General features: G+C 68.4%; 28 protein-coding genes. 14 read left to right on the forward strand and 14 right to left on the reverse strand.

Features of this window, described 5'->3' with window-relative positions:
• Positions 1–6: 6 nt before the first annotated feature.
• The 8 genes from ACEN96_RS21725 to minC all read right to left on the reverse strand — a co-directional run bounded on the left by ACEN96_RS21725 (position 7) and on the right by minC (position 8597).
• Complete coding sequence (locus ACEN96_RS21725) at positions 7–789, reverse strand: ABC transporter ATP-binding protein (protein ID WP_495585122.1); 783 nt, start codon at positions 787–789, stop codon at positions 7–9.
• The gene (locus ACEN96_RS21730) at positions 786–2168 is read right to left on the reverse strand and encodes a branched-chain amino acid ABC transporter permease (RefSeq protein WP_495585123.1); all 1383 of its coding nucleotides are present in this window, start codon (positions 2166–2168) and stop codon (positions 786–788) included. The genes ACEN96_RS21725 and ACEN96_RS21730 overlap by 4 nt, the downstream gene beginning before the upstream one ends.
• A 3-nt stretch (positions 2169–2171) precedes the next feature.
• Positions 2172–3179, reverse strand: coding sequence for a branched-chain amino acid ABC transporter permease (locus tag ACEN96_RS21735; protein ID WP_495588657.1), 1008 nt, complete (start codon positions 3177–3179; stop codon positions 2172–2174).
• 22 nt (positions 3180–3201) lie between these two features.
• On the reverse strand, positions 3202–4461 hold the full coding sequence (locus ACEN96_RS21740; RefSeq protein WP_495585124.1) for a branched-chain amino acid ABC transporter substrate-binding protein: 1260 nt from the start codon (positions 4459–4461) through the stop codon (positions 3202–3204).
• A 192-nt stretch (positions 4462–4653) separates the two neighbouring features.
• On the reverse strand, positions 4654–6384 hold the full coding sequence (locus tag ACEN96_RS21745) for a 3-(methylthio)propionyl-CoA ligase (RefSeq protein ID WP_495585125.1): 1731 nt from the start codon (positions 6382–6384) through the stop codon (positions 4654–4656).
• 133 nt (positions 6385–6517) lie between these two features.
• Entirely contained in the window at positions 6518–6781 is a 264-nt protein-coding gene (minE, locus tag ACEN96_RS21750; protein ID WP_343639318.1) for a cell division topological specificity factor MinE, read from the reverse strand.
• Positions 6782–6799: 18 nt separating this feature from the next.
• The gene (gene minD, locus ACEN96_RS21755; protein ID WP_495585126.1) at positions 6800–7612 is read right to left on the reverse strand and encodes a septum site-determining protein MinD; all 813 of its coding nucleotides are present in this window, start codon (positions 7610–7612) and stop codon (positions 6800–6802) included.
• 49 nt (positions 7613–7661) lie between these two features.
• Positions 7662–8597: a septum site-determining protein MinC gene (minC, locus tag ACEN96_RS21760; RefSeq protein ID WP_495585127.1), complete on the reverse strand. Its 936-nt coding sequence runs from the start codon at positions 8595–8597 to the stop codon at positions 7662–7664.
• Between the two features lie 764 nt (positions 8598–9361).
• On the opposite strand from minC, the gene ACEN96_RS21765 reads away from it, so the two are divergent.
• From ACEN96_RS21765 to ACEN96_RS21780, 4 genes are all read left to right on the forward strand, one after another.
• Positions 9362–10345: a bile acid:sodium symporter family protein gene (locus tag ACEN96_RS21765; RefSeq protein ID WP_495585128.1), complete on the forward strand. Its 984-nt coding sequence runs from the start codon at positions 9362–9364 to the stop codon at positions 10343–10345.
• 82 nt (positions 10346–10427) lie between these two features.
• Complete coding sequence (metG, locus tag ACEN96_RS21770; RefSeq protein ID WP_495585129.1) at positions 10428–12473, forward strand: methionine--tRNA ligase; 2046 nt, start codon at positions 10428–10430, stop codon at positions 12471–12473.
• Positions 12474–12533: 60 nt separating this feature from the next.
• Positions 12534–12737 (forward strand): DUF3460 family protein, encoded by a 204-nt coding sequence (locus ACEN96_RS21775; RefSeq protein ID WP_495585130.1) that lies wholly within the window; start codon positions 12534–12536, stop codon positions 12735–12737.
• Positions 12738–12810: 73 nt separating this feature from the next.
• Entirely contained in the window at positions 12811–13653 is an 843-nt protein-coding gene (locus ACEN96_RS21780; RefSeq protein WP_495588658.1) for a segregation and condensation protein A, read from the forward strand.
• A gap of 47 nt (positions 13654–13700) precedes the next feature.
• Here ACEN96_RS21780 and ACEN96_RS21785 read toward each other — a convergent pair whose 3' ends face one another.
• From ACEN96_RS21785 to ACEN96_RS21795, 3 genes are all read right to left on the reverse strand, one after another.
• Complete coding sequence (locus ACEN96_RS21785) at positions 13701–14441, reverse strand: response regulator (RefSeq protein ID WP_495585131.1); 741 nt, start codon at positions 14439–14441, stop codon at positions 13701–13703.
• A 230-nt stretch (positions 14442–14671) separates the two neighbouring features.
• Positions 14672–15124 (reverse strand): MaoC family dehydratase, encoded by a 453-nt coding sequence (locus tag ACEN96_RS21790; protein WP_495585132.1) that lies wholly within the window; start codon positions 15122–15124, stop codon positions 14672–14674.
• Positions 15125–15176: 52 nt separating this feature from the next.
• Positions 15177–15830 carry a ParA family protein gene (locus tag ACEN96_RS21795; protein WP_495585133.1) on the reverse strand — a complete coding sequence of 218 codons (654 nt, stop codon included), beginning with the start codon at positions 15828–15830 and terminating at the stop codon, positions 15177–15179.
• A 61-nt stretch (positions 15831–15891) separates the two neighbouring features.
• Between ACEN96_RS21795 and kefF the strand changes: the two genes are divergently transcribed.
• From kefF to ACEN96_RS21810, 3 genes are read left to right on the forward strand one after another with little or no spacing between them, the layout of a single operon-like run.
• On the forward strand, positions 15892–16512 hold the full coding sequence (gene kefF / locus ACEN96_RS21800; RefSeq protein WP_495585134.1) for a glutathione-regulated potassium-efflux system oxidoreductase KefF: 621 nt from the start codon (positions 15892–15894) through the stop codon (positions 16510–16512).
• Positions 16512–18380 carry a glutathione-regulated potassium-efflux system protein KefC gene (gene kefC / locus ACEN96_RS21805; protein ID WP_495585135.1) on the forward strand — a complete coding sequence of 623 codons (1869 nt, stop codon included), beginning with the start codon at positions 16512–16514 and terminating at the stop codon, positions 18378–18380. The genes kefF and kefC overlap by 1 nt, the downstream gene beginning before the upstream one ends.
• 25 nt (positions 18381–18405) lie before the next feature.
• Positions 18406–18846, forward strand: a complete 441-nt coding sequence (locus ACEN96_RS21810; RefSeq protein WP_495585136.1) for a DUF1841 family protein — start codon at positions 18406–18408, stop codon at positions 18844–18846.
• Positions 18847–18927: 81 nt separating this feature from the next.
• Here the strand turns inward: ACEN96_RS21810 and ACEN96_RS21815 are convergent, their stop codons facing one another.
• The 3 genes from ACEN96_RS21815 to flgA form a co-directional block, all read right to left on the reverse strand.
• Positions 18928–19317, reverse strand: coding sequence for a hypothetical protein (locus ACEN96_RS21815; RefSeq protein ID WP_495585137.1), 390 nt, complete (start codon positions 19315–19317; stop codon positions 18928–18930).
• A 57-nt stretch (positions 19318–19374) separates the two neighbouring features.
• Entirely contained in the window at positions 19375–19704 is a 330-nt protein-coding gene (gene flgM, locus ACEN96_RS21820; RefSeq protein WP_495585138.1) for a flagellar biosynthesis anti-sigma factor FlgM, read from the reverse strand.
• Positions 19705–19824: 120 nt separating this feature from the next.
• Positions 19825–20640 (reverse strand): flagellar basal body P-ring formation chaperone FlgA, encoded by an 816-nt coding sequence (gene flgA / locus ACEN96_RS21825; protein WP_495585139.1) that lies wholly within the window; start codon positions 20638–20640, stop codon positions 19825–19827.
• Between the two features lie 164 nt (positions 20641–20804).
• Here flgA and flgB point away from each other — a divergent pair, with 164 nt between their 5' ends.
• The 7 genes from flgB to ACEN96_RS21860 all read left to right on the forward strand — a co-directional run bounded on the left by flgB (position 20805) and on the right by ACEN96_RS21860 (position 26234).
• A complete protein-coding gene (flgB, locus tag ACEN96_RS21830) occupies positions 20805–21191 on the forward strand; it encodes a flagellar basal body rod protein FlgB (RefSeq protein ID WP_495585140.1) in 387 nt (128 codons plus the stop codon).
• A gap of 28 nt (positions 21192–21219) precedes the next feature.
• Positions 21220–21636, forward strand: a complete 417-nt coding sequence (gene flgC, locus ACEN96_RS21835; RefSeq protein WP_343639298.1) for a flagellar basal body rod protein FlgC — start codon at positions 21220–21222, stop codon at positions 21634–21636.
• A 41-nt stretch (positions 21637–21677) separates the two neighbouring features.
• Positions 21678–22331 (forward strand): flagellar hook assembly protein FlgD, encoded by a 654-nt coding sequence (locus ACEN96_RS21840; RefSeq protein WP_495585141.1) that lies wholly within the window; start codon positions 21678–21680, stop codon positions 22329–22331.
• 67 nt (positions 22332–22398) lie between these two features.
• Positions 22399–23802: a flagellar hook protein FlgE gene (gene flgE / locus ACEN96_RS21845; RefSeq protein WP_495585142.1), complete on the forward strand. Its 1404-nt coding sequence runs from the start codon at positions 22399–22401 to the stop codon at positions 23800–23802.
• A 40-nt stretch (positions 23803–23842) separates the two neighbouring features.
• Positions 23843–24571, forward strand: a complete 729-nt coding sequence (flgF, locus tag ACEN96_RS21850; protein ID WP_495585143.1) for a flagellar basal-body rod protein FlgF — start codon at positions 23843–23845, stop codon at positions 24569–24571.
• Between the two features lie 69 nt (positions 24572–24640).
• Positions 24641–25423, forward strand: a complete 783-nt coding sequence (gene flgG / locus ACEN96_RS21855) for a flagellar basal-body rod protein FlgG (protein WP_343639292.1) — start codon at positions 24641–24643, stop codon at positions 25421–25423.
• Positions 25424–25517: 94 nt separating this feature from the next.
• Positions 25518–26234 carry a flagellar basal body L-ring protein FlgH gene (locus tag ACEN96_RS21860; protein ID WP_495585144.1) on the forward strand — a complete coding sequence of 239 codons (717 nt, stop codon included), beginning with the start codon at positions 25518–25520 and terminating at the stop codon, positions 26232–26234.
• Positions 26235–26242 lie beyond the last annotated feature (8 nt).

Raw genomic sequence — 26242 nt, forward strand, 5'->3', positions numbered from 1 at the left:
CGACGCTCATGCGTGGGCTCCCGCGGCCTGCGATTCGGCCAGCACCGAGCCGAGGTAGGCCTCCTGCACCCGCGCGTTGGCGCGCACCGCGTCCGGCGTGTCGAAGGCGATCACCTCGCCGTAGACCAGCACCGCGATCTTGTCGGCCAGCCCGAACACCACGCCCATGTCGTGCTCCACCGTCAGCAGCGTGCGGCCTTGCGTGACCTGCCGGATCAGCTGGATGAAGCGCCGGGTCTCGCTCTTGCTCATGCCCGCCGTCGGTTCGTCGAGCAGGATCACCTGCGCGCCGCCGGCGATGGTGATGCCGATCTCCAGCGCGCGCGCCTCGGCATAGGTCAGGTTGACCGCCGGCACGTCGCGCTTCTTGTCGAGGTGGATCATCTCGAGCAGCTCCTCGACGCGCTCGTTGACCTCGTCCATGCCGGCGAGGAACTTCCAGAACGCGTACCGGTGCCCCATCGACCACAGCAGTGCGCAGCGGATGTTCTCGAACACCGACAGCCGCGTGAACAGGTTGGACACCTGGAAGCTGCGCGACAGTCCGCGGCGGTTGATCTGGTAGGGCGGCAGCTGGTCGATGCGCTCGCCGAAGAGCCGGATCTCGCCGCTGCTGGGCGCGAAGCGGCCGCTGATCAGGTTGAACAGCGTCGACTTGCCGGCCCCGTTCGGGCCGATGATCGCGACCCGCTCGCCCGGCTTCACCGCGAGCTCCGCGCCGCGGATGATCTCGCTCTTGCCGAAGCTCTTGCGGACCGCCTTCAACTCCAGGGCATACGGCGCGCTCACAGGCTCTCCCTCCGCTTGATCTCTTTCTCGATCTCCTCCTGCGCCTGGTCCCACTCGAGGCGGAACTGGCGGCGCAGCAGCTCGAACAGGCCCAGCCCGGTCGCCAGCACCAGGCCCGCGCCGAACCAGGACTCGACGCTCTTCGCATTCAGCGCCAGGCCCAGGTAGCTCATCTTCGGACCGAGCGCCTCGTTGAGCTGCAGGTGGTAGAGCATCTCCACCATCGCGGAGCCGCCCGCCAGCATCGTCGCCGCGGCGCCCGCCAGCCCCAGGTAGGACGGCCACAGCGCCCGCAGCTTGCCGAAGGCGGCCAGGCGCAGGTTCATCATGATCAGCGAGGCGATGCCGCCCGGCGCGTACATCACCATGAACAGGAACACCAGGCCCAGGTACAGCAGCCAGGCCTTGGTCAGTTCCGACAGCAGCACCAGCGCCACCACCATCAGCACCGCGCCGAGGATAGGCCCGAAGAAGAAGGTCGCGCCGCCCAGGAAGGTGAACAGCAGGTAGGCGCCCGAGCGCGCGGCGCCGACGACCTCGGCGGTGACGATCTCGAAGTTCAGCGCCGACAGGCCGCCCGACACGCCGGCGAAGAAGCCCGCGATCAGGAAGGCCAGGAAGCGCACCCACTGCGTGTCGTAGCCGATGAACTCGACGCGCTCGGGGTTGTCGCGCACCGCGTTGAGCATGCGTCCCAGCGGCGTGCGCGTGAACGCGTACAGCAGCGCCGTGCAGACGAAGGCGTAGACGGCGATCAGGTAGTAGACCTGGATCTGCGGCCCGAAGCTGATGCCCCACACCGCCTTGCCGACGACGCGGTTGGAGGAGATGCCGCCCTCGCCGCCGAAGAACTCCGGCAGCATCAGCGACATCGACCAGATCAACTCGCCCAGGCCGAGCGTGATCATCGCGAAGGGCGTGCCCGATTTCTTCGTCGAGACATAGCCAAACAGCGCGGCGAAGAACAGCCCGGCGAAGCCGCCGACGATGGGCACCAGGCTCACCGGCAGCGCCAGCTGGCCGGCGCCGACGGCATTGAGCGTGTGGATCGCGAGGTAGGCGCCCAGGCCGCTGTAGACCGCGTGGCCGAAGCTCAGCATGCCGCCCTGCCCCAGCAGCAGGTTGTAGGACAGGCAGGCGATGATCGCGATGCCCATCTGCGACAGCATGGTCTGCGCCAGGCTGCTGGTCCACAGCAGCGGCGCCACCAGCAGCACCAGCGCATAGAGCCCCCAGATCAGCCAGCGGCCGACGTTGTAGGGCTTGAAGTGGTAGGACTCCCCGCGCCGCGCGCGCGCCCGGGCGGAGGCCGCGCCGGAGGACGCGGGCGTGGCGGTGGAGGCGGTGGCGGCGGAGCTCGAGGGCATGACGGCGGACATCGATCAGCCCTCCCGCGTGCCGAGCAGGCCCTTGGGCCGGAAGATCAGGATCAGGACCATCAGCAGGTAGGGCAGGATGGGCGCGACCTGCGCCAGCGTGAGCTTGAGCAGCGGGTAGCCGAAGGTGCCGGGGCCGAGCTTGAGCGCCTGCGCCAGCGACACGTCCACCGTCAGCGGCAGCGTCTGCAGCAGCCCGATGACGAGGGAGGCGACGAAGGCGCCGGCCAGCGAGCCGATGCCGCCGACCACGACCACCACGAAGATGATGGAGCCGACGATCACCGCCATCGCCGGCTCGGTGACGAAGGTGATGCCGCCGATCACGCCGGCCAGCGCCGCCAGCGCGCAGCCGCTGCCGAACACCAGCATGAACACGCGCGGCACGTTGTGGCCCAGCGCCTCGACCATCTCCGGATGGGTCAGCGCCGCCTGGATCACCAGGCCGATGCGGGTGCGCGTCAGCAGCAGCCACAGCGCCAGCAGCATGCCCAGCGCGACCAGCATCATGAAGGCGCGCGTCAGCGGGAACTTGGAGCAGCTCGCCGCCGCGCACATCGCCGCCGGGGCGTCGCCCCACGCGAGCTGCAGCGCCTGGCCGGGCGCATGCACCAGCGTGAAGGCCGCGCCCTGCAGCGACGCCGGCGGCGGGAACGGCACCGCCGTGCGGCCCCACACCAGCTGCACCAGCTCCAGCACGACGTAGGACAGGCCGAAGGTGATCAGCAGCTCCGGCACATGCCCGAACTTGTGCACGCGCCGCAGCGCGCCGCGCTCGAACAGCGCGCCCAGCCCGCCCACCACCAGCGGCGCGAGCAGCAGCGCGGGCCAGAACCCGATCCACCCGGCGATCGTGTAGGCGACGTAGGCGCCCAGCATGTAGAAGCTCGCATGCGCGAAGTTCAGCACGCCCATCATGCTGAAGATCAGCGTCAGCCCGGAGCTGAGCATGAACAGCAGCAGCCCGGACGACAGGCCGTTGAGGAGATTGATCAGGATCTGTTCCACGTCGATGCGCTCGCGTTGTCGTCGACGATCAGCCGGGACGCTTCATCTGGCAGGACGTCGGTGTGCTCGACACGTAGGCGTCGTAGGTCTTCACCGGCGCGAAGTTGAAGCCGGTGTTCTCGACGTTGTACGGATGCTTGGCATCGACCTTCTCCCAGCGCGAGATGTAGATCGCCTGCTGCAGCTGGTGATCGGTCTTGCGCATCTCGACGTCGCCGTTGAAGGACTTGAACTTCAGGCCCTCGAGCGCGGCCGCGACCTTCACCGGATCGGTGCTCCTGGCCTTGGCCATCGCGTTGCCCAGCGCGTTGTAGATGTGGATGACGCTGCCGGTGTAGAAGTCGTCGTTGAACTTGGCCTTGAACTCGTTGGCCCACTGGTCCATCTGGCCGCCCATGTTGTTGTAGTTGTAGGCCGCCTGGTAGACGCGTCCTGCGCCCGCCGCGCCGATGGCCGTGGGCGTGCCGGTGACGCCGGCGTAGTAGGTGTAGAACTTGCCGTTGTAGCCGGCCTCGGCGGCCGCCTTCACCAGCAGCGCCAGGTCGGAGCCCCAATTGCCGGTGATCACCGTGTCCGCGCCGCTGGCCTTGATCTTGGCGACATAGGGCGCGAAGTCGCGCACCTGCGCCAGCGGGTGCAGGTCCTCGCCGACGATCTGCACGTCAGGCCGCTTCTTGGCCAGCCCCTCCTTCGCGTACTTGGCCACCTGGTGGCCATGCGCGTAGTTCTGGTTGAGCAGGTAGACCTTCTTGACGTCGGGCTGGTCCTTCAGGAAGGTGGTGATCGCCTCCATCTTCATCGAGGTGTCGGCGTCGAAGCGGAAGTGCCAGTAGCTGCACTTGCTGTTGGTCAGGTCGGGGTCCACGGCCGAGTGGTTGAGGTACAGCACCTCCTTGCCGGGATTGCGCTCGTTGTGCTTGTTGACCGCGTCGATGATGGCCAGCGCCGCGCCCGAGCCATTGCCCTGCGTCACGTAGCGCACGCCCTGGTCGATCGCCGACTTCAGCGCGTTGAGCGACTCGGCCGGGCTGAGCTTGTTGTCGATCGGGATGATCTCGAACTTCACGCCGGCGGGATTGTTCGCGTTGAACTTCTCGGCGAAGAACTGGAAGGACTTCACCTGGTTCTGCCCCACCGGGGCCATCAGCCCGGACAGCGGATCGATCCAGGCGATCTTCACCACCTCGCCCTTCTGCGCGTGGGCGCCGGCGGCGGCCAGCGCCGCGAATGCGGCGACCGCCAGCGGTCGTGCCAGCGAGGGGATCGGACGCGTGCTGTGCTTGCTCATGCTTGTCTCCTGATGTGGTTGTGATTGCAAGGCGATCGGAAGCGACGTAGTACGGCGTGAAGCGGCGGACTGCTGGGGACTGCGGTGAGGGAAATCGGCGGGACGGCTCCTGCGAAGGGGTTGAGGCGCGGCGGCCTCGGCGCCGCGCGGGGTGACGGGGATAACAGGGATGAAGGGGATGACGCGGCGGGCTCAGCAGCCCGGCAGCTTGTGGGACTTGAACTGCTCGCGCAGCTTGAGCTTGAGCATCTTGCCGGTGGCCGTGTGCGGGATCTCGTCGACGAACACGACGTCGTCAGGCACCTGCCACTTGGCGATCCGGCCCTCGTAGAAACCGAGCACGTCCTCGCGCGTCAGCGCCGCGCCGGCCTCGCCGGGCTTGCGCACCACGACCAGCAGCGGCCGCTCGTCCCACTTCGGATGCGGCACCGCGATCACCGCGGCCTCGTGCACCGCCGGATGCGCCATCGCGATGTTCTCGACATCGATCGAGCTGATCCATTCGCCGCCCGACTTGATGACGTCCTTGCTGCGGTCGGTGATCTGCATGAAGCCGTCCGCATCGATCGCGGCGACGTCGCCGGTGGGGAACCACAGGCCGGCGTCGCGGCCGTCCTCGCCGGTGACGCGGATCAGCGGCGAGCCCCCATGGCCGCCCTCATGGCCGCCCTCATGGCCGCCCCCATGGCCACCCTCATCGCCGCCCTCATGGCCGAAGTAGCTGTCGATGACCCACGGGCCGCGCACGACCAGGTTGCCCGAGGTCTTGCCGTCCCAGGGCAGCGCGCGGCCCGTGTCGTCGACGACGGCCATGTCCACGCCGTAGATCGCCTTGCCCTGCTTCTCCAGCAGGCGGCGCTGCTGCTCCACCGGCAGCTGGAGCTGGCGGCTGTCGAGCCGCGACAGCGTGCCCAGCGGCGACATCTCGGTCATGCCCCAGGCGTGGATCACGTCGACGCCGTAGTCGTCCATCAGCGTGCGCAGCATCGCCGGCGGACAGGCCGAGCCGCCGATCACCGTGCGCTTGAACGTCGAGAACTTCAGCCCGTTGGCGCCGACGTAGTTCAGCAGGCCCAGCCACACCGTCGGCACGCCGGCGCTGAAGGTGACCTGCTCGGTCTCGAAGAGCTCGTAGAGCGATTTGCCGTCCAGGTGCGGCCCCGGCATCACCAGCTTGCAGCCCACCAGCGCGGTGCTGTACGGCAGCCCCCACGCGTTGACGTGGAACATCGGCACCACCGGCAGGATCACGTCGCGGCGCGACGCGGCCATCGCGTCGGGCAGCGCGGCGCCGTAGGCATGCAGCACCGAGCTGCGATGGCTGTAGACCGCGCCCTTGGGATGGCCGGTCGTGCCGCTCGTGTAGCAGATGCTGGACGCGGTGTTCTCGTCGAACTCGGGCCAGACGTAGTGGCCGTCCTCGGCCTCCACCAGGTCCTCGTAGCAGCGCAGGTTGGGGATCGCCGACGCGGCCGGCATGTGGGCGCGGCCGGTCATCAGGATGAAGTGGCGGATCTGGCCCAGTTGCGGCGCGAGCTTCTCGACCAGCGGCAGGAAGGTCAGGTCGAAGCACAGCGCGCGGTCCTGCGCGTCATTGGCGATCCACGCGATCTGCTCGGGGAACAGGCGCGGATTGATGGTGTGGCAGACCAGGCCGGAGCCGGACGTGCCGTAGTAGATCTCGAGGTGGCGGTGGCCGTTCCAGGCCAGCGTGCCGACGCGCTCGCCGGGTTTCAGGCCGAGCCGCGCCAAGGCCTGGGCGAGCTGACGGGCGCGCAGCTCGACCGCCGCCCAGGTGGTGCGATGAAGATCGCCCTCGACCCGCTTGCTGACGATCTCCGTATCCCCGGAATGCCGCGCCGCATGCGTGATCAAGGACGAGATCAGCAACGGCATCGACATCATCTGGCCCATCAGTGCCATGTCGTCTCCTGGACTTTTGTTGTCGGCTGTCCAGGTCAGTCTATCGACGGCTCCGGACCCCTCGCGTCACCCTAGTGACGCGAGGCGGATTCCGGCATAGGGGATTACACGGGCGCTGCCGCGGGGCCCCCGATCAGGCCTTGCGGATTTCCGGCAGCTCGATCTTGACCTCGAGCACCTCGAGGTCGTCCTGCCGCTCCATGTGGACCTTGATGTCGTCCGGGTTGATGGCAACGTATTTGGAGATCACCGCCAGCAGCTCGCGCTGCAGCTGCGGCAGGTAGTCGGGGCTGGCGCTCCGGCCATTGCGTTCGTGGGCGAGGATCAGCTGCAGCCGCTCCTTGGCGACGCTGGCGGTGCTTTTCTTCTCGCCCAGGAAGAAGGACATGAATCCCATGGTTTCTCCCCGTGGATGTCAGCGGCTGAACAGGCGCTTGAAGAAGCCCGGCTTGACGGCCTCGACGAAGCGCATCGGCTTGTCCTCGCCCAGGAAGCGCGAGACCACGTCGGCATAGGCCTCGGCCACGTCCGTGCCCTTGAGGTGGATCGCCGGCAGGCCCTGGTTGGAGGCCTGCAGCACGCTCTCGCTCTCGGGGATCACGCCGATCAGCGGCGTGCGCAGGATCTCGTGGATGTCCTCCAGCGACAGCATCTGCCCGCCCTCGACCCGGTTGGGGTTGTAGCGCGTGATCAGCAGGTGCTCCTTGACGGGCTCCTTGCCTTCGATGGCGCGCTTGGTCTTGCTGTTGAGCATGCCCAGGATGCGGTCGCTGTCGCGCACCGACGAGACCTCGGGGTTGGTCACCACCAGCGCCTCGTCGGCGTAGTGCATGGCCATCAGCGCGCCGGTCTCGATGCCGGCCGGCGAGTCGCAGACGATGTAGTCGAACTCCATCGCCTTGAGCTCCTCCAGCACGCGCTCGACGCCGTCCTGCTTGAGCGCGTCCTTGTCGCGCGTCTGCGAGGCGGCCAGGATGAAGAGCTTGTCCAGCTGCTTGTCCTTGATCAGCGCCTGGCCCAGCTTCACTTCGTCGTTGATGACGTTGATCAGGTCGTATACGACGCGGCGCTCGCAGCCCATGATCAGGTCGAGGTTGCGCAGGCCGACGTCGAAGTCGATCACGGCCGTCTTGTAGCCGCGCATGGCCAGGCCGGTGGCAAAGCTGGCGCTGGTCGTGGTCTTGCCCACGCCGCCCTTGCCGGAGGTCACCACAACGATCTTGGTCATGGGTCGAGGTCCTTTTTTCAATGTGTCTGGTGAGGAGGCACCGCCAGCGTCACGCGCCCAGCGGTTCCATGATCAGCTTCTCGCCGTCCAGGCGAACCTGCGCGGCCTTGCCCCGGACGTTGTCCGGCAGCGGGTTCTCGCTCGTGCGGTAGATGCCGGCGATGGCGATCAGTTCGGCCTCGAGCTGCTGCGCGAAGATGCGCGCCTGCGCGTTGCCGCGCGCGCCCGCGATCGCCTTGCCGCGCAAGGGGGCATAGACGTGGATGCTGCCGTCGGCGATGACTTCGGCGCCGTGGTTCACCGCGGCCAGCACGACCAGGTCGGCGCCCTTGGCGTAGACCTGCTGGCCCGAGCGCAGCGGGCGGTCCACGTAGACCGTCTTCGACTCCGCCGCGACCGGCACCTGGACGGGCACCTCGACAGGCACCTCGACCGGGCGTTCGACCACCACTTCCTTGATGACCCGCTGGACGACCTTCTCGACGCGCGGCTCGCGCTCGGCCCGCGCCGGCTGGTCGGGAGCCTCGGCCAGGCCCAGTTCCGCGGCCTGCGCCAGTTCGGCGGCATTCGCGCCGACCACGCCCACCGGCTGCAGCCGGTGACGGCGCAGCAGCGGCAGCAGCGCGGCGATGTCCACGCGCGGGGCGGCCTCGCCGGCCTGGCCGGGTTCGGCGGCCGGCGCGCCGTCGGCGGCCGCCTCGCCGTCCAGGTTCAACTGACCCTGGCCCCCGGCCGTCTCGCCAGTCTCGCCAGTCTCGGCCGCCACGGCCGGCAGCTGGCTCAGATCCAGCAGCAGCGGGTCGTGATGGAAGGCATCGGGCGTCTCGCCCAGCTTCGCCATCAGCTCCGCGTCGAGCGCGGCCGCGTCGGCCGACTTCAGGACGAGGGCGAGCAGGCTCAGCGAGGCGCTCTTCAGTTCAAAAAGTTCCGGAGTCTTGCCGGAGGCGGATCGCCCCGGCACGTTGCCCGCCACTGCCTGCGTCATGAAAGAAATGAGGAATGCGTTTGCAAAGTCGCGGATTTTAGCGGTGCGCCGCGCGCCTCCTTTTAGGGGCCTGCCCAGCCTCCACCGGCCCCCGCCCGGTGTCATCCGGCGTCGCGGGGCTGTCATCCGGGCACGGGTCGCCTCTTCCAGGGTCAGGGCCGCGTTGTCAACCTGAAAATCATCGACGCGGGACTTGACTTATCCCCATTCCAGCGCTCTTGGGCCTTTGCGAACACTTCTGCTGCATCGCAGCTGCTCGTTTTCCCGGGACGCCGCTAAGTCGTTGATTCTTATGGCGCGATTCCGCGTGCCCGGAAATGAGGCAGGGAACCTCGGGGGGCCGTCGATCAAGGGTTTAGAGCGACCGGCGGCAGGTTTCCCACACAGTTATCCACAGCCGCGGTGGATAGGTTTCCGGGGTCTTTGAAATCAAGCAGTTAGCGGCGCTCCTTGAACCGCCAAAGGAAGTTGAGCACCCTTCTTCCGCCCTTCCGAGGGAACCGGAAGGGGACCAGTTGGGCCATCCGGCCTTTACAAGCGGGCCGGGGGACGCCCTGAATGGGTGGGGCCGGCCGTGCGATTGCCGTCATGAAAGCGCCGATCCGGGTCACGAATCCGACATCCGGGGCGGCCAGCGTTCCAGCGGGTGGAGAAATCGCGCGGCGGGCAAGGCTCAAGACAGGCGGGCAAGACGCGGGCCCGCTAGAGTCCCCGTTTTCCCCCAGGGGGTGACGTGCCGGCCGCGCGCCGGCGGAAGGAAGGCGATGGGCATCCGGTCCTGGATCCGCAAGGAATGGTTTCTGATGGCGCTGGTCGGCGCGGTGGCCCTGGCCAGCGTCTGGCCGGAACTGGGCCGCAGCGGCGGCCTGCTGCGGCTGGAGATCGTCAGCAACTGGGGTGTCGCGCTGGTGTTCTTCCTCACCGGCCTGGGCCTGTCGGCCGCGGCGCTGCGCGACGGCGCGCTCAAGTGGCGCGTCCACCTGCTGGTGCAGCTCAGCACCTACGTGCTGTTCCCGCTGCTGTGGTGGGGCTTCACCGCCCTCTTCGGCCGCTGGCTGCCCGCCGACCTGGCGCTGGGCTTCGCCTACCTGTGCGCGCTGCCGTCGACGATCTCGTCCTCGGTGGCGATGACGGTGCTGGCCAAGGGCAACGTGCCGGCGGCGATCTTCAATGCCAGCGCGTCCAGCCTGCTGGGCATCGTGCTGACGCCGCTGCTGGTCGCGCTGATGGCCGGCACCAGCGGCGCGACGCTGCCCTTGGGCGAGGCGGTCTGGAAGCTGACCCAGCTGCTCCTGCTGCCGCTGGTCGCCGGCCAGCTGCTGCGGCCGCTGCTGCTGCGCTTCCACACCGCCCACAAGGCGCGCATCGCGCTGATCGACCGCTGGGTGATCGTGCTGCTGGTGCTGTCGGCGTTCAGCGACTCGGTGGCGTCCGGGCTGTGGCGCGACCATGGCGCGGAGCTGCTGGTCAAGGCCGCGCTCGGCGCCGCGCTGCTGCTGGCCGCGGTGATCGTGCTGAGCCGCCTGGCGGCGCGGGCGATGGGACTGCCGGTCGAGGACGAGATCGCCGCCGTCTTCTGCGGCTCGAAGAAGACGCTGGCCTCGGGCGTGCCGATGGCCAAGCTGCTGTTCGGCACGCATCCGGCGGTGGGCGTGATCGTCCTGCCCATCATGTTCTATCACCAGCTGCAGCTGATCCTGTGCTCATGGCTCGCCCAGCGCTACGCGGCGCGCGGCGCGCGCGCCTAAAATCGCCGGCTCCCCCGCACGCGGCCGCACCGCCCATCCAGGCTCCGGGCGTCCGGGGGGCCACCGCAGCCCACATCGCGCCATGACACGCCAGCTCTTCGTGACCACCGCCCTCCCGTACGCCAATGCGAACTTCCACATTGGCCACGTCATGGAGTACACCCAGGCCGACGTCTGGGTGCGCTTCCAGCGGATGATGGGCAGCGAAGTGCACTTCGTCTGCGCCGACGACGCGCACGGCGCGCCGATCATGATCGCGGCCGAGAAGGCCGGGAAGACGCCGCAGCAGTTCGTCGCCGACATCGCCTCGGGCCGCAAGCAGTACCTGGACGGCTTCCACATCAGCTTCGACAACTGGCACTCCACCGACGGCGCCGAGAACCACGAACTGTCCAAGGAGATCTACAAGGCGCTGCGTGCCAACGAGCTGATCGCGGTGAAGACGATCGAGCAGTTCTTCGATCCGCAGAAGTCGATGTTCCTGCCCGACCGCTTCATCAAGGGCGAATGCCCGAAGTGCGGCGCCAAGGACCAGTACGGCGACTCCTGCGAGGTCTGCGGCGCGGTCTACACGCCGACCGAGCTGAAGAACCCGTTCTCGGTGCTGACCGGCGCGACGCCGGTGATGAAGAGCTCGGAGCACTACTTCTTCAAGCTGTCCGACCCGCGCTGCGTCGAGTTCCTCGAGCAGTGGACGCAGACCCCCGGCCGCCTGCAGCCGGAGGTGCTCAACAAGATCAAGGAGTGGTTCGCCAAGGACGAGGACGGCAAGGGCGGCCTGGGCGACTGGGACATCAGCCGCGACGCGCCCTACTTCGGCATCGAGATCCCGGACGCGCCGGGCAAGTACTTCTACGTCTGGCTGGACGCGCCGATCGGCTACCTGGCCTCGCTGAAGAACTACTTCGGCAAGATCGGCCGCGACTTCGACGCCTTCATGGCCGACCCGTCCACCGAGCAGATCCACTTCATCGGCAAGGACATCACGTATTTCCACACGCTGTTCTGGCCGGCGATGCTGCACTTCAGCGGCCGCAAGACGCCGAACCACGTGTACGTGCATGGCTTCCTGACCGTCAACGGCGGCGAGAAGATGTCCAAGAGCCGCGGCACCGGGCTGGATCCGCTGAAGTACCTGGCGCTGGGCATGAATCCGGAGTGGCTGCGCTACTACCTGGCCGCCAAGCTCAACGGCAAGGTCGAGGACCTGGACTTCAATCCCGAGGACTTCGTCGCCCGCGTCAACTCGGACCTGGTGGGCAAGTACATCAACATCGCCAGCCGCGCGGCGGGCTTCCTGTCCAAGCGCTTCGACGGGCAGCTGTCGGCGGACGTCGGCGTCGAGGGCCTGACGCTGCTGGACGCGCTGCGCGCGCACAAGGCGACCATCGCCGAGCTGTACGAGACCCGCGAGTTCGGCAAGGCGCTGCGCGAGATCATGCTGCTGGCCGACCGCGTCAACGAGTACGTCGACCAGAACAAGCCCTGGGAGCTGGCCAGGCTCGAGGGCAAGGACCAGGTGCTGCAGGACGTCTGCAGCGTCTGCATCGAGGCCTTCCGCCTGCTGACGATCTACCTCAAGCCGGTGCTGCCGGCGCTGGCCGCCAAGGTGGAGACCTTCCTGCAGGTCGCGCCGATGCGCTTCGCCGACGCCGATCGCGCGCTGGGCGCGCACAGGATCGGCGGCTACGAGCACCTGATGCAGCGTGTCGATCCGAAGATGCTGGAGGCGCTGTTCGAGCCGCCCGCCCCGCCCAAGACGGTGCCCGGCGGCGAGGAGCTCGCGCCCGAGATCAAGATCGACGACTTCGCCAAGGTCGACCTGCGCATCGCCAGGATCGTGAAGGCCGAGACGGTCGAGGGCTCGGACAAGCTGCTGCGCCTGACGCTGGACGTCGGCGAGGGCCGGCTGCGCAATGTCTTCAGCGGCATCCGCAGCGCCTACCAGCCGGAGCAGCTCGAGGGCAAGCTCACGGTGATGGTCGCCAACCTGGCGCCGCGCAAGATGAAGTTCGGCCTGTCCGAGGGCATGGTGCTGGCCGCCAGCCACGCCGACGAGAAGGCCAATCCCGGCATCTTCGTGCTGGAGCCCTTCCCCGGCGCCCAGCCCGGCATGCGCGTGCGCTGAGCGCGGCCGGCCCATCTAGAATCCGACCCCAGTTTTCGAACCTCCGATCAAGAGACGACCATGCCGCTGTTCTGGAAGAAATATGAATCCGAGGCCACGCAGTTCATCAATGAGCTGAAGGCCAAGAAACCGACGCTGGAAGCCGAGCAACGCGCCGGACGCGCGCTGCTGTGGGACCGCGAGCAGGACCGCCAGGCCCAGGCCGGCTACAACGACGCCCGCGTCGCGCAGCAGGCGTACGTCTACCAGACCAAGTCGGACTGATCCGGCCGCTGCTGAACCCCTGCTGTCGCCCGGCCGCGTGAGCAACAACGCTGACGACACTCGCGACCCCGCCCTGACGCTGCCGGTGGACCCGGCGGATCAGGGCGGCGGCGCTTCTTCGCCCGAGGCGGTGGACAACGTCGCCGTCGCGCGGCTGTATGGCGAACCGCTGTTCGCCATGCCGCAGGACCTCTACATCCCGCCGGACGCGCTGGAGGTCTTCCTCGAAGCCTTCCAGGGCCCGCTGGACCTGCTGCTGTACCTGATCCGCAAGCAGAACTTCAACATCCTCGACATCCCGCTGGCCGAGGTCACCAAGCAGTACCTCAGCTATGTCGAGCAGTTGCGCAAGCACAACCTCGAGCTGGCGAGCGAGTACCTGCTGATGGCCGCGATGCTCATCGAGATCAAGTCGCGGATGCTGCTGCCGCCGAAGAAGTCCGACGACGGCGCGGAGCCCGAGGATCCGCGCGCCGAGCTGGTGAGACGGCTGCTCGAGTACGAGCAGATGAAGCAGGCCGCGCTGCGGCTGGACCAGATGCCGGTGCTGGGCCGCGATTTCCTGCGCGCCCAGATCCACATCGAGCAATCGCTAGCGCCGCGCCTGCCGGACGTCGACGTCGACGACCTGCGCGCCGCCTGGGCCGAGCTGATGCGCCGGGCCAAACTCAACCAGCACCACAAGATCTCGCGCGAGCAGCTGTCGGTGCGCGAGTACATGTCGCACCTGCTGCGCAGGTTGCAGGGTCAGCGCTTCGTGGAGTTCGAGGACCTGTTCGAGCTGGATCGCGGTCCGCAGGTGCTCGTCGTGTCCTTCATCGCGATGCTGGAACTGTCGCGGGAGCGCCTGGTCGAGATCACCCAGGCGGAAGCCTTCGCGCCGATCTACGTGCGCCTGGCCTACTCGCCCTCCTGAGCGTCTCCTGAGCGGCGGCGATCGGCGCCCCGATCAACCGGGCGGGATCAGCGGAAGGTCGTGAACGCCGCGTTGGGCTGGCGCTGGACCATCTGGCCGACCGCCAGCACCGCCTGCGTGCGCGAGCTGACGCCCAGCGCCTTCAGCACCGCGGCGACGTGGTCCTTGATGGTCTCGACCGACACGCCCAGCTCGCGGGCAATGATCTTGTTGGGCTTGCCTTGCAGCAGCAGCGCCAGCACATCGGTCTGGCGCGGCGTCAGCTGCAGGCTCTCCAGCCCCGCCGTGGTCTGGTAGCCGGCCTGGCTGGCCAGCGCGTGGACCTGATGCAGCTTGGCATTGACCGGCGTGGCGCTCTCGGCGACGACGATCGGCTCCGGCTCGGGCGCCTCGGAACCCAGCGACATCGGCGGCACGTAGATGCCGCCCGACATCACCAACTTCAGCGCCTGGGCCAGCACGTCATTGCCGGTGCGCTTGGGAATGAAGCCCATCGCGCCCTGGTCGATCGCGCGGATCACGTCGCTGGCGCGGTCGGACGCGGAAATCACCACGACCGGCAGCGACGGGTACTGCGAGCGGAACTCCTCCAGCACGTCAAAGCCGCTGGCGTCGCCCAGATTCAGGTCCAGCAGCACCAGGTCGAAATCCTGGCGCGACTTGAGCGTGTCCCGGGCCTGAGCCGCGCTGTCGGCACCCAGCACCTGCACGTCCTCTCCCAGACCTTGAATCACAGTCTGGAGCGCGGCCAGGATCAGCGGGTGGTCGTCGATCAGCAGAACCCTCACGGGCGTCTCTCCTTGGATGGGTTGGACGGAGCAGGCCCTGCCACCGTCCCAAATGACTTCTTGAACCAGGGCGCGATCATAGGCGCGCACTTTGAGCCGGGCACTCCCCCTTACGGTGGCATCGCTACCAGCGGAAAGTTCTATTGGCAAACGGTGTGTTTTGTATTCGCACATCCGAGTACCAGCCTGAAAGGGCTATTTCTCTGCGGCGGACCGCGCCGCTGGCGCGCTCAGCGGTACTGCCGGGTCAGCGATTCGGCGATGCACACCGGTTTGCCGCCGGCCTCCGATTCGACGGTGACCTCCACCATCATCTGGACACCGCCCTCGATCGCCTCCAGCCGCTTGAGCACGAAGCGCCCGCGCAACCGGCTCCCGGCCGGCACCGGCGCCGGGAAGCGCACCCGGTCCAGTCCGTAATTGATCCCCATCCGGACTTCACCCACCCGGAAGCCGGTCTCGTAGAAGCGCGGCAGCAGGCTGAGCGTCAGGAATCCGTGGGCGATGGTGGTGCCGAAGGGGCCGTCGGCGGCGCGCCGGGGATCCGTGTGGATCCACTGCTGGTCCTCGGTCGCATCGGCGAAGGCCTGGATCCGCGGCTGATCCACCGCGATCCACTCGGACACGCCGATCTCCTGCCCCACCTGGGGGGTGAGGTCTTCCAGCTTCTCGAACATCCGCATCCCGATCTCCTGTCCTGTTGAAGGGGCCGGGCGCCGGGGCGGAATCGGACGATCACTCCTTGCCGACCGGGGTCGATCGTTCCAGCCAGGCGCACAGCCGTTGCCATTGCTCCAGATCGCGCGCCACCCGGCCCGGGGCGATGTCCCAGAGCGTCAGGCCGCGGGCGGCCAGCTGCACGTAGTTCTGCGTGTCGCGCAGCTCGGCCAGCAGCGGCAGCCCGAGCTGCTCGATGAACTGGTGCAGTTGCTGCTGCGACAGCGTCCCCTCGCGCACCCGCATGGCCACCAGGCCGATCTCGGGCGCGGCGCCGAGCTTGTCGCGATCGTGGGCGGCATCTTGCAGCTCGCGGACGAAGTCGTATGTCGCCTGGATGTCAAACAGGCTGGGCTGCAGCGGCACGACCACCCGGTCCGCCACCTTGAGCGCCTGCGTCAACCGCTTGCCGCGCAGCCCGGCCGGCGTGTCGAGCACCGCGTGCGACACGCCCTTGGGCGTGCGCAGCTGCTCGGCCGATTCCAGCTCCCAGCCGCGGATCAGCGGCAGCGCCGCGGGCCGCTGCGCCAGCCAGCGCGCCGACGACTGCTGGCGGTCGATGTCGCCCAGCATGACCGTCAGGCCCCGATGGGCCAGGAAGCCCGCGATGTTGCTCGCGAGCGTGCTCTTGCCAACCCCGCCCTTCGGATTGGCGACCAGGATCACCGGCATGGCGTCTCCTCTCCTCGATGAGGTGCGCGGGATGTTATGCGATACCGCAAAATCCGCCGCCATGAGCGCTCCCCCGTCCATCCTGATCCTGTCCGCGCATCCGGACCTCGCGCATTCCCGCGTCACGCGGGCGATGCTCTCCGCCGCCCATGGCCTGCCCAACGTCCGCGTGCGCGACCTCTACGCGCTCTATCCCGATTACGCGATCGACACGCCCGCGGAGCAGGAGGCGCTGCGCGACGCCGAACTGCTGGTGTGGCTGCATCCGATGCACTGGTACGGCATGCCGGCGCTGATGAAGCTGTGGGTCGACGAGGTGCTGAGCGTGGGCTTCGCCTACGGCCAGACCGGGCACGCGCTGCATGGCAAGGACCTGTGGCTGGTCACCTCGACCGGCGGCAGCGCCCATTCCTACAGCGCCGACGGCTACAACCGCCATCCGGTCGCCGACTTCCTGGTGCCCTACGCGCAGACCGCCGCGCTGTGCGGGATGCGCTTCCTGCCGCCGCTGGTGCTGCATGGCGCGCAGAAGGCCTCGGCCGAGCAGGTCCAGGCCCACGCGCAGGCCTTCCTCGAGGGCCTGCGCGCGCTGCCCGAGTGGTGCGAGCGCCAGCCCGAGCCGGCCCAGGAGACCGTCCCCGACGACGAACGCCCGGTGCGCGAGGAAGGAGCGCCGGTCTGATGGAAACCTCTCATGGCAACTGGCTGCTGACGCCGCTCGTGCTGCTGGCCGCCGCGGTGCTAGCGGTGCCCCTCGCCCGCGGATTGAAGCTGGGGTCGATCCTGGGCTACCTGGTGGCCGGCGTGCTGCTCGGACCGCAGGTGCTGGGACTGATCAGCCAGCCCGCGACGGTGCTGGAGGTCGGCGAATTCGGCGTGGTGCTGATGATGTTCCTGGTCGGCCTGGAGCTCGAGCCCAAGCGGCTGTGGGCGATGCGCCGGCCGATCTTCGGCTGGGGCTCGGCGCAGATGCTGGGCTGCGCGGCGCTGCTGCTGATCCCCGCGTTCTTCCTCGATGCCGACTGGCATGCCGCGGTGATCGCGGCGCTGGGCCTGGCGATGTCGTCCACGGCGGTGGCGCTGACCACGCTCAGCGAGAAGAACCTGGGCAACACCCGCGCCGGGCAGAGCGTCATCAGCGTGGCGCTGCTGCAGGACATCGCCGCGATCCCGGTGCTGGCGCTGGTGCCTATCCTGGCCAGCCAGGGCCGGCCCGCCGGCGGCCACTCGGGCGGCCGGATCTGGCTGGCGCTGGGCGCGCTGGTGCTGATCGTGCTGGGCGGGCGCCTGCTGCTGCGCCCCTTGCTGCGCTGGATCGCGCGCAGCGGCACGCCGGAGATCTTCACCGCCGCCTCGCTGCTGCTGGTGCTGGCCGCGGCGATGCTGATGCAGAAGGCCGGGCTGTCGATGGCGCTCGGGGCGTTCGCGGCCGGCGTGCTGCTGGCCGAGAGCGAGTACCGCCGCGCGCTCGAGGCCGACCTGGAGCCCTTCAAGGGGCTGCTGCTGGGCATGTTCTTCATCGCGGTCGGCATGGGCCTGGACCTGAGCGTGCTGTGGCACAAGCCCTTCGCGGTGCTGGGCCTGCTGGCGGCGCTGTGGCTGTGCAAGGGCCTGGTGCTGGCGGTGCTGGGCCGGCTGATGGGGCTGCCCAAGCCGGAGCGCGCGGTCTTCGTGATCCTGCTGGCGCAGGGCGGCGAGTTCGGCTTCGTCGTCTTCCAGCTGGCGGAGCAGGCCACGCTGCTCGACGCCGCGCAGCGCTCGGTGCTGGTGGCGGCGGTGGCGCTGTCGCTGGCGCTGACGCCGGCGCTGCTGGCCTGGGCGCAGCGGCGCGCCGGGCAGGTGGAGCGCCGCTCGCCGCACGAACTCAAGGAGCAGCAGGACTCGGAGGTGATCATCGCGGGCTTCGGCCGCTACGGGCAGATCATCGGCCGGATGCTGTTCGCCAACGGCATCCCGGCGACGGTGCTGGATCACGACGCCGACACGGTCGAGTCGCTGCGGCGCTTCGGCTGGCGCGTGTTCTGGGGCGACGCGACGCGGCTGGAGCTGCTGCGCATCGCCGGCGCCGAGCGCGCCCATGTGCTGGTGCTGGCGGTGGACGATTTCAACCACAGCGTCAAGATCGCCGAGATCGCGCGGCAGCACTTCCCGCACCTGACCATCGTCGCCCGGGCGCGCAACGTGCAGCACTACTACGCGCTGCGCGAGCTGGGCGTGGAACTCATCGAGCGCGAGACGCTGGACTCGGCGCTGATGAGCGCGCGCTCGGTGCTGGAGCAGCTCGGCTGGGAACGCCACGCGGCGCGGCAGATGGCCTGGCGCTTCCGGCGCCACACCGTCGAGCAGACCGAGGAGATGCGTCCGCACCGCGGCGACCTGGACACGCTGATCGCGATGTCCAAGCGCGGCCGCGAGCAGCTGGAGGAGCGGCTGGCGGCGGAGCGCCGCGAGCTCGCGGACGGCCGCAGGACCCATCCCTGGCAGGAGCCGCACCAGGCGCCGGGGTCGGCGCCCGCCCCGTCCGATCAGCCCCAGCCCGGCAAGGCCTGAGCGCCCCGGCGACAATCGCGCCCCTATGTTTGCCCCTTCCCAACTCGAGGTCCGGCGTTTCTTCTGCCAGACCTACCGCAAGCAGCGCGACGGGCTGCCGCTCACGCCGATGGAGGCGATCGCCTCGGACTGGATCACGCAGCATCCGGAGTACCACGGCGAGCTCGCCGACGAGGACGCCGCGCTGGCGGCCGTCTACACGGTGGAAGACGGCCGCGCCAATCCCTTCCTGCATCTGTCGATGCACCTGAGCCTCATCGAGCAGCACCAGATCGACCAGCCCACCGGCGTGCGCCAGGCGCTGGACCTGCTGGCGGCACGCCGGCAGTCGCTGCACGAGGCGCATCACGAGGCCATGGAATGCCTGGGGGAGATGATCTGGAGCTCGCAGCGCAGCGGCCTGCCGCCGGACGGCCACGCCTACCTGGACTGCCTGCGGCGCAAGGCGACGCGCACGCCCGCCTGAGGCGCCGCGCCGGGCTGCGGCCCGGCCATGAAAAAAGGCCACGCAGTCGCGTGGCCTTCTTCATTCGGGAGGGGAGCCGGCTCAGGCCTGGATCGATCCGCCCAGCGCCGACTTGCGCTCGTTCTTGCCGGAGGCGCCATACAGGCCCGACGGCTCGCCGGGCATCAGCACGTCGATGGCCCGGTCCAGCGCCGCGGTGGCGCGGGCCAGCGACTCGCGCTGCGCGGCGACGCGGCCGCCGGCCTGCATCAGCCGCGTCCGCAGCACCGCCGGCACCGAGCCCGTGCGGGCGGCCGCGCTGAACTGCTCGATCGCCCGCGCCAGCGCGGCGTGCAGCGAAGCGGCATGCAGCTCGATCGCCTGCGAATCGCGCCGGTGCAGCGCCTCGCCCAGCAGGTTGAGGCAGCTTTCGACGTCCTGCAGCGGTTGCTCCAGGTCGGCGGCGGTCGTGGTCAGGGGCGTGGCGGTCATGGCATCACCGGAAAACCGTTGTATTGAGGCGCGTCAGCTCAGTTTTTGCAATCGCGTTCAGTGCGACGACTGCTGGGCCCGGCCCAGCATCTCGCTCGCGTTGGCGATCAGCTTGTCGGCGATCGCGTCGGCGTTGATCTTGAACTCGCCCTTTTCGATCGCGCTGGCGATGCGCGCCACCTTTTCCGCGTCGAAGCTGCCGTCGTCGGACGTGGTGCCCGAGATCAGGCTGCTCGCCGTGCTCGACAGCTCGACGGTGGAGCCGGCGGCGTCCGAAGCCTTGGCGCGGCCCGGCTTGGCGGCCTTCGAGCCGCCGTCGACGGCGCCCGAAGCAGTGCCGCCCACTTTCGAATAGGCGTTCAGGTCAGCGTTGTTACCGATCTTCATGGCAAATCTCCATGGGCCCGTGGACTGCCGGACCCCTTCCAATGACGGGTTTATCGACCCGCCTGGGCGGAACTTGAGGGCCCCGCTTCACAAATTCGACTGCTCGCGCGAAAACGGTGTTCACAGTACCACCTCCACGCGACGTTCACCGATCGTACGCCCGGTGACCATGCGGCCATTGTCGAAGCGCACCCGGACGTCCTGGCCTTCCAGCCCGACGCCCATCGCCTGGCCTTCGCCGGCGATGGCGTAGCCGTCGCCGGTCGCCATGACCTGCACCCGGTCGCCTGGCTGCACCCATTGGCGCAGCTTCAGGTCGGCGGAGCGCAAAGCCCCGCCGGCGGCCACCGGCCGGGCCAGATGGCGCCCGAGCCAGCCCTCCGCTTGTGTATAGATGGCCCCGGCCTCGCCGGCAATATCCACTTCGGCCAGACGCAGGTGATCTTGAGTCAGGACCGTGCCGGCGGGAAGGTCAGATGCCGCGACATAGGCCTGTCCGTAGACCTTGATCGTCAGCGGCAGCGTGACATTCCACTTCGTCACGCCCGCCAGGCAGCGCAGGCCGAGCCGCGTGCGGCCCCACATCCGGGTGCCGGGCGGCAGATAGGGCTGGATCTGCGCGCAGGGCGCCAGGCGCAGACGCGGGTCCAGCCGGCCGAGTTCCACCTCGACGCGGGCCTGGTTGGGCGCCACCTGGCGCGCGCCGGCCATGGCCAGCGTCTGCAGCCGGTCCTCCAGCGTCGCGTCGAGCGCGCCGAGACTGGAGCCGCCCGGTTCGCTGATCGAAGTCTGCGGCGCGAGGGCGACCTGCACGGTCTGCGCCTGGGCGATGTCCAGCCACCCGAACATCATCCACACGGCCAGCAGCGCGCCCGCCAGCAGGGCGGGCAGCGCCAGCGGGGCACCGGCATGGGAATGGGGGCAGCTTGTCGGCATGAGGCGCAACTGTACGGATCCGGGCCACGCCGATGGCTTGGAAATGCGCCCGGATCACCCGTCTTATCGCGCTCATGTTTTCCGGCCCGCTGCCCACAATGCCCGAACGTGAACAACCGGCCGTGGCCCCCAGCCCGCCGGACCGGCTCCCGAAGGAGATCGCCATGATGAACAGACTGACCGACGCGATGAATTTCCAGGCCCAGGCGCTGACCCTGCGGGCCGAGCGTCAGCGCCTGCTCGCCAGCAACATCGCCAACGCGGACACCCCGGGCTACCAGTCCAAGGACATGGATTTCGCCAAGGCGCTGCGCGCGGCGACCTCCCCGGCCGCGGGCGCCGATTCCAACCAGACCCTCACGCAGCGCACCCAGAGCGCCCTGCAGAGCAGCCTCAGCGCCATGACCAGCATGGACAGCAACACCGTCGACATGGACCGCGAGCGCGCCAGCTTCGCCGACAACACGGTCAAGTACGAGGCCTCGCTGCGTTTCCTCAACGGCTCCATCCGCACCATGCTGGATGCGATGAAGTCGCCCAACGCCGCCTGACGCCGCGCGCTGAATCAAGGAGCCCGTCATGTCGATGTTCAGCATCTTCCACATCAGCGGCAGCGCGGTGAGCGCCCAGAGCCAGCGTCTGAACGCGGTCGCCAGCAACATGGCCAACGCCGACACCGTGGCCGGCCCCGACGGCCAGGCCTACAAGGCGCGCCAGGTGGTGTTCCAGAGCGTGCTGGCGCAAAACGGCACCGACCAGACCGACGTCGGCGTGCAGGTCGTCGGCGTGCAGGAGAACCAGACCCCCGGCCGCCGCGTCCACGACCCCAGCCACCAGCTGGCCGACGCCGACGGCTACGTCACCTACAGCAACGTCAACAGCGTGGAGGAGATGGTCAACATGATCTCGGCCTCGCGCTCGTACCAGAACAACCTCGAGGTCATGGGCACCGCCAAGTCGTTGCTGCTCAAGACCCTGCAGATGGGCCAGGGCTGACGCCCGGCGCTTCATAGAACGAACCGACCGGAAGGCCCGTCATGGACTACACCTCGCTGAACGTCAACTCGAGCACCAACAAGACCTCGACGAGCTCGGCCGCCCAGAGCAGCGGCGCCGCCGACACCCAGGACCGCTTCCTGAAGCTGCTGGTGGCGCAGATGCAGAACCAGGACCCGATGAACCCGATGGACAACGCGCAGGTCACGACCCAGCTCGCGCAGATCCAGACGGTGACCGGCGTGGGCACGCTGAACAACAGCATCCAGAGCCTGTCCAGCCAGTTCCAGCAGATGCAGGCGCTGCAGAGCGTCAGCCTGGTCGGCCGCGACGTCACCGTCCCCGGCAACAAGGTCAGCGTGGCCGACGGCAAGGCGACGATGAACTTCGACCTGGCCGACGCCGCCGACACCGTCAAGCTGGAGGTGCTCAACGGCGCCGGCGCGGTGATCTCGACGCAGGACCTGGGCAAGATGAAGGGCGGCAGCCAGAGCTACACCTGGGATGCCTCCAAGGCGAGCGAGACCGCCAACCTGACCTTCCGCGTCACCGCGGCCAAGTCCGGCAACGCCGTCACCGCCACGACGCTGATGCGCGACACGGTGCGTGCCGTGAACACCACCGGCGCGACGCTCCAGCTCGATCTCAAGAATTCGGGCCTGGTCGATTACGACAAGGTCCGCGCGCTGGGCTGATCCCGGCATTCCCCACACCGCCTGAACCGCGCCTGAACCCCGCCCGAACCGCCCAAGGACATCCCCCATGAGCTTCCAACAAGGCCTCTCCGGACTGAACGCCTCCAGCAAGAACCTGGAGGTCATCGGCAACAACATCGCCAACGCGCAGACCTACGGCGCGAAGTCGTCGCGGGCCGAGTTCGCCGACCTGTACGCCTCGGCGCTGAACGGCGCCGGCACCAACCAGGTCGGCATCGGCGTGCAGATCCAGACCGTGGCCCAGCAGTTCACGCAGGGCAACATCTCGATCACCGAGAACCCGATGGACCTGGCGGTCAACGGCGCGGGCTTCTTCCAGGTCAGCGACGGCAAGAACCCGACGAGCTACACCCGCAACGGCCAGTTCAAGGTCGACAAGGACGGCTACATCGTCAACAACAGCCAGCTCAAGCTGCAGGGCTACCCCGCCGACGCCAACGGCGTGATCCAGCCCGGCCTGGCGCAGGCGTTGAAGCTGCCCACCGGCGGCATCGATCCCAAGACCACCGGCAACATCAACATGGAGTTCAACCTGGACTCCCGCGCCGGCCCGACCGCCGCCTACGACCTGACCGATCCGGCGGACCCGAACTCGGCCAAGATCGACAAGACGGGCCTGACGCTGAACGACCCGACGACGTACAACAACGCCACGTCGATGACCGTCTACGACGCCAAGGGCCAGCCGATCGCGCTGACCATGTACTACCAGCGCGCCAACAACGACGACGCCAACGGCAACACCGTCTGGAACGTCTACCTGACGGCCAACGGCTCGGCGGTGCAGTTCGACTCCAAGGGCAATCCGATCGAGACCGACGACGGCAAGCCCTCCGGCAACCCGCTGACGCCGTTCACGCAGATGACTTTCCTGCCCACCGGCGGCAAGCCCGTCTCGCCCGGCCCGAGCGAGTTCCTGAACCTGAAGATCCCCGCCGGCGTGAACGCGCAGGGCGCCCCGACGCTGCCCATCCCGTCGCCGCCGGCCGACCCGTCCGACCCGTCGGTGCAGGGCATCAAGCTGGACCTGCGCTCGGCCACCGAGAACGGCTCCAACTTCGCCGTCACCGACCTGAAGCAGGACGGCTACGCGCCGGGCCAGCTGGTGGGCATCAAGATCGAGGACAACGGCATCGTCACCGCCCGCTACTCGAACGGCGAATCCAAGCCGGCCGGCCAGGTCGAGCTGGCGAACTTCCGCAACCCGCAGGGCCTGCAGCCGCTGGGCGGCAACCTGTGGGCGCGCACGAACGCGTCGGGCGATCCGGTCGTGGGCGTGCCCGGCGACGGCAACCTGGGCTCGCTGACCCCGGGCGCGCTGGAGGAATCCAACGTCGACCTGACCTCCGAGCTCGTGAACATGGTGACCGCGCAGCGCGTCTACCAGGCCAACGCGCAGACCATCAAGACGCAGGACCAGGTCCTGCAGACGCTGGTCAACCTGCGCTGATGCCGGCATCGCCGATCCCGCCGAACGCTGAGGACCTCCCATGGACCGCATGATCTACCTGTCGATGAGCGGCGCCCAGGCGGCGATGTCGCGCCAGGACGTGCTCTCCAACAACCTGGCCAACGCCAACAGCAACGGCTTCCGGGCCGAATTGCAGGCGTTCCGCGCGGTGCCCATCCGCGGCGACGGCGCCACCACCCGCGCCTTCGCGCTGGAGACGACCACCGGCCACGACCTGACGGCCGGACCGGTCTCGACCACCGACCGCAACCTGGACGTCGCCATGAAGGGCAAGGCCTGGATGGCGGTGCAGGCGCTGGACGGCACGGAGGCCTACACCCGCGCCGGCTCGATGGACGTCGACCAGGACGGCGTGCTGCGGCTGCGCAACGGCTTGCAGGTGCTGGGCGACGGCGGCGCGATCACCGTGCCGCCCAACTCGACGATCTCCATCGGCGACGACGGCACCGTCGTGGCCAAGGCCGACGGCCAGCGCCCGGTCAACATCGGCAAGATCAAGCTGGTGACCGAGGACGGCCGCTTCACCCGGCGCGATGACGGCCTGTTCATCGCCGACGGCGGTGACCCGCTGCCCGCCGATCCCAATGCCCGGCTGCAGTCGGGCGCGCTCGAGGGCTCCAACGTGAGCCCGGTCGAGACCATGGTCGGCATGATCGCCGCCGCCCGCCAGTTCGAGCAGCAGATGAAACTGCTCTCGATCGCCCAGACTCACGGCCAGGCAGCCTCCAAGCTGCTGTCCGACAGCTGATCCGGCGGCCGCCCGCCCCCCGGCCCGCGCCCCTCGGAACCGCTTTAGACCAGGAATCAGGAGTCCCCGATGCTTCGTTCGCTCTGGACCGCCAAGACCGGCATGGAAGCCCAGCAGACCCAGCTGGACGTCATTTCCCACAACCTCGCCAACGTCTCGACCAACGGCTACAAGAAGTCGCACGCCGTCTTCGAGGACCTGATGTACCAGACGCTGCGCCAGCCCGGCGCCAACAACACCGAGCAGACCACGCTGCCCACCGGCATGCAGGTCGGCCTGGGCGCGCGCGCGGTGGCGACCTCGCGCAGCCACTCGCAGGGCAGCCTGACGCAGACGTCGAACAACCTGGACGTCGCCGTCAAGGGCAATGGCTTCTTCCAGGTCCAGATGCCGGACGGCACCACCGCGTACACCCGCGACGGCAGCTTCCAGCTCGACCCCAACGGCCAGATCGTCACCAACAACGGCAACACGGTGCTGCCCGGCATCATCGTCCCGGCCGACGCCAAGTCGCTGACCATCGGCGCCGACGGCACGGTCAGCGTCACCACCGCCGCCAGCGCCACGCCGACCACGCTGGGCCAGCTTCAATTGGCGAACTTCATCAACCCGCCGGGCCTGGAGTCGCTGGGCGGCAACCTGTACGCCGAGACCGTCGCCTCCGGCACGCCGCAGACCGGCGCGCCCGGCACCAACAGCCTGGGCACGGTGCAGCAGGGCTTCGTCGAAACCTCGAACGTCAACGTGGTCGAGGAACTCGTGCAGATGATCCAGACCCAGCGCGCCTACGAAATGAATTCCAAGGCGATCCAGACCACCGACCAGATGCTCCAGAAGCTGTCGCAGATCTGACCGGCCCCAGCCCCGCTGATCGACCGACCGGGCGATGGCCGCCCCGGCGACCATGCGAGGGCCCGCGCCGTTGTCCGCGATCCAAGGAGTTGTCATGCAATCGATCCCGTCTTCTTCCCGTGCGCTCGCCCGTCTGGCGAGGCGGCTCGGTGTTCCCGCCGCCGCGCTGGTTCTCAGCGCCTGCGGCACGATGTACCCGCAACCGCGCGTGGATATGCAGCCCGCGCCCGTGGTGAAGATGCCCGAGCCGATCCCCGCCTCGGCCAACAACGGCGCGATCTACCAGAACGCCAACTACCGCCCGCTGTTCGAGGACCATCGCGCCCGCCTGGTCGGCGACATCGTCACCGTGCAGATCGTCGAGAAGGTCAGCGCCTCGCAGAAGTCGAGCAGCGAACTGGACAAGACCGGCGCCCTGGCCGCCGGCGTGACGGCCATCCCGGGCTTCAATCCGAACTCGTTCGCGAGCGGGCGGGCGGAGGTCGCGGGCACCTCGTCCAACAAGAACACCGGCAAGGGCACGAACGAGAACACCAACGACTTCTCCGGGACCATCACCGCGGTGGTCACCGGCGTGCTGCCCAACGGCCACCTCCTGATCTCCGGCGAGAAGCAGGTCGGCGTGAACAACAACGTCGACGTGCTGCGCTTCTACGGCCAGGTCGACCCGCAGTCGATCCGCCAGGGCAACACCGTCCCGTCGACGGCGATCGCCAACGTCCGGGTCGAGCAGCGCGGCCGCGGCGCCGTGGCCGACGCGCATGGAATTGGCTGGCTATCCCGCTTCTTCTTGAACCTTTCGCCCATTTAAGTTTCCCC

The organism is Roseateles sp. Mitsp63 (assembly GCF_059491535.1).

Excerpts from the sequence above, each read along its gene's own strand:
- ACEN96_RS21730 (WP_495585123.1), bottom strand. The coding sequence starts at position 2,168 with ATGTCCGCCGTCATGCCCTCGAGCTCCGCCGCCACCGCCTCCACCGCC.
- ACEN96_RS21740 (WP_495585124.1), bottom strand. The coding sequence starts at position 4,461 with ATGAGCAAGCACAGCACGCGTCCGATCCCCTCGCTGGCACGACCGCTG.
- ACEN96_RS21745 (WP_495585125.1), bottom strand. The coding sequence starts at position 6,384 with ATGGCACTGATGGGCCAGATGATGTCGATGCCGTTGCTGATCTCGTCC.
- minE (WP_343639318.1), bottom strand. The coding sequence starts at position 6,781 with ATGGGATTCATGTCCTTCTTCCTGGGCGAGAAGAAAAGCACCGCCAGC.
- minD (WP_495585126.1), bottom strand. The coding sequence starts at position 7,612 with ATGACCAAGATCGTTGTGGTGACCTCCGGCAAGGGCGGCGTGGGCAAG.
- minC (WP_495585127.1), bottom strand. The coding sequence starts at position 8,597 with ATGACGCAGGCAGTGGCGGGCAACGTGCCGGGGCGATCCGCCTCCGGC.
- ACEN96_RS21765 (WP_495585128.1), top strand. The coding sequence starts at position 9,362 with ATGGGCATCCGGTCCTGGATCCGCAAGGAATGGTTTCTGATGGCGCTG.
- metG (WP_495585129.1), top strand. The coding sequence starts at position 10,428 with ATGACACGCCAGCTCTTCGTGACCACCGCCCTCCCGTACGCCAATGCG.
- ACEN96_RS21775 (WP_495585130.1), top strand. The coding sequence starts at position 12,534 with ATGCCGCTGTTCTGGAAGAAATATGAATCCGAGGCCACGCAGTTCATC.
- ACEN96_RS21790 (WP_495585132.1), bottom strand. The coding sequence starts at position 15,124 with ATGCGGATGTTCGAGAAGCTGGAAGACCTCACCCCCCAGGTGGGGCAG.
- ACEN96_RS21795 (WP_495585133.1), bottom strand. The coding sequence starts at position 15,830 with ATGCCGGTGATCCTGGTCGCCAATCCGAAGGGCGGGGTTGGCAAGAGC.
- kefF (WP_495585134.1), top strand. The coding sequence starts at position 15,892 with ATGAGCGCTCCCCCGTCCATCCTGATCCTGTCCGCGCATCCGGACCTC.
- kefC (WP_495585135.1), top strand. The coding sequence starts at position 16,512 with ATGGAAACCTCTCATGGCAACTGGCTGCTGACGCCGCTCGTGCTGCTG.
- ACEN96_RS21810 (WP_495585136.1), top strand. The coding sequence starts at position 18,406 with ATGTTTGCCCCTTCCCAACTCGAGGTCCGGCGTTTCTTCTGCCAGACC.
- ACEN96_RS21815 (WP_495585137.1), bottom strand. The coding sequence starts at position 19,317 with ATGACCGCCACGCCCCTGACCACGACCGCCGCCGACCTGGAGCAACCG.
- flgM (WP_495585138.1), bottom strand. The coding sequence starts at position 19,704 with ATGAAGATCGGTAACAACGCTGACCTGAACGCCTATTCGAAAGTGGGC.
- flgA (WP_495585139.1), bottom strand. The coding sequence starts at position 20,640 with ATGCCGACAAGCTGCCCCCATTCCCATGCCGGTGCCCCGCTGGCGCTG.
- flgB (WP_495585140.1), top strand. The coding sequence starts at position 20,805 with ATGATGAACAGACTGACCGACGCGATGAATTTCCAGGCCCAGGCGCTG.
- flgC (WP_343639298.1), top strand. The coding sequence starts at position 21,220 with ATGTCGATGTTCAGCATCTTCCACATCAGCGGCAGCGCGGTGAGCGCC.
- ACEN96_RS21840 (WP_495585141.1), top strand. The coding sequence starts at position 21,678 with ATGGACTACACCTCGCTGAACGTCAACTCGAGCACCAACAAGACCTCG.
- flgE (WP_495585142.1), top strand. The coding sequence starts at position 22,399 with ATGAGCTTCCAACAAGGCCTCTCCGGACTGAACGCCTCCAGCAAGAAC.
- flgF (WP_495585143.1), top strand. The coding sequence starts at position 23,843 with ATGGACCGCATGATCTACCTGTCGATGAGCGGCGCCCAGGCGGCGATG.
- flgG (WP_343639292.1), top strand. The coding sequence starts at position 24,641 with ATGCTTCGTTCGCTCTGGACCGCCAAGACCGGCATGGAAGCCCAGCAG.
- ACEN96_RS21860 (WP_495585144.1), top strand. The coding sequence starts at position 25,518 with ATGCAATCGATCCCGTCTTCTTCCCGTGCGCTCGCCCGTCTGGCGAGG.